Source organism: Coprococcus intestinihominis, from assembly GCF_040096555.1.
Lineage (GTDB): Bacteria > Bacillota > Clostridia > Lachnospirales > Lachnospiraceae > Coprococcus_A > Coprococcus_A intestinihominis.
In genome coordinates this window covers 1-1,106 of record NZ_JBBMEK010000470.1, presented here as the reverse complement: position 1 = coordinate 1,106, position 1,106 = coordinate 1, and the positions used below count along the sequence as shown (strand labels likewise).

The 1,106-nt window shown below is 42.7% G+C and carries 1 protein-coding gene and 1 pseudogene; both read right to left on the bottom strand.

All coding sequences use genetic code 11. From position 1 onward, the window contains the following. Positions 1-659: lysophospholipid acyltransferase family protein (locus WMO25_RS18270; protein ID WP_349086670.1), on the bottom strand; the 659-nt coding region annotated here is incomplete at its 3' end. Positions 660-736: 77 nt separating this feature from the next. Next, positions 737-1,106 (bottom strand): annotated as a pseudogene (locus WMO25_RS18265) (aspartate aminotransferase family protein); the annotation flags it as partial.

Sequence of the window (1,106 nt, the reverse complement as noted above, 5' to 3'; positions counted from 1 at the left end):
GTTGTCTTCATACCGGCATATTCCTCATAATACATCGGTTTCATATAATGGATCTGCACAGTTACAGGCTCTGTGGTACTTCTGTCAAAGGGTGCATAACTGTCAAGTAGTGCCACCGGAACAATCGGTGCTTTCGCCCTTGTGGCCGCCTTAAAGGCGCCCGCCTTAAAAGGAAGGGTTTCATTGCCATTCCGGCTCCTCGTTCCCTCCGCAAAAATCAAAAAGTTCTCTCCTGCTTTCACCCGGTTAGAAGCTTCCAGAATCACCTTCATGGACTGTTTCATATCACTTCTATCCATAGGAATATAGTGAAGTGCCTCTCTGATCTGCTTTAACAGAATAATATCCTTCACTTCCTGTTTAAACACCAGAGAAAAAGGCCGCTTCATCGTTTCAAGAAAAGCCAGCACATCAAACATTCCCTGATGATTCGGATAGAGAATATAACCGTCTTCTTCCGGCAGATTCTCCTCTCCGCTGCTGACAATGGTCACTCTTCCTGCTTTGTTGGCTTTGATGGCAATTTCCCGGATATAGTTATATTTTTCCTCTATGCTGTACCGCTGTTCCTCTGTATCCTTCGCAAAAGAACAAATACGCCAGAACCAGACCGGCACATGTCCAAGAAGCTTCAACACCATCAACAATATTCTTTTCATAAATTATACCTGTTCTTTCTTTTGAACTCCAAACAAGTGAAGCACACTTAACGTGTATTTCACTTATTATCTGATAATCAGCATTGATCAAATGGCTGAGACAAAGCTGCATCAATGGCACTTTCTGTCTTTTGCAAATCCGCTTCTGACAAAGCATCATTGACAAAAAAAGCTTCATACTGAGACGGTGCAATATACATGCCATGCGCTTTCATCACTCTAAAATACTGTGTAAACTGTGCCAGATTTGATGTCCGGACATCATCAAAGCTCTTCACCGGTTTATCTGTAAAGAAAATGCTCATCAGTGAGCCGACTCTGTTGACCTGAGCCTTTACATGATATTTTTCCACAGCGGACTTAAAAGCATGCTCAATTCCTGCGGATTTTTCTTCCAGGCGCTCATACACAGCCCTATCTTCCATCAATAATTTCAACATCGCTGTT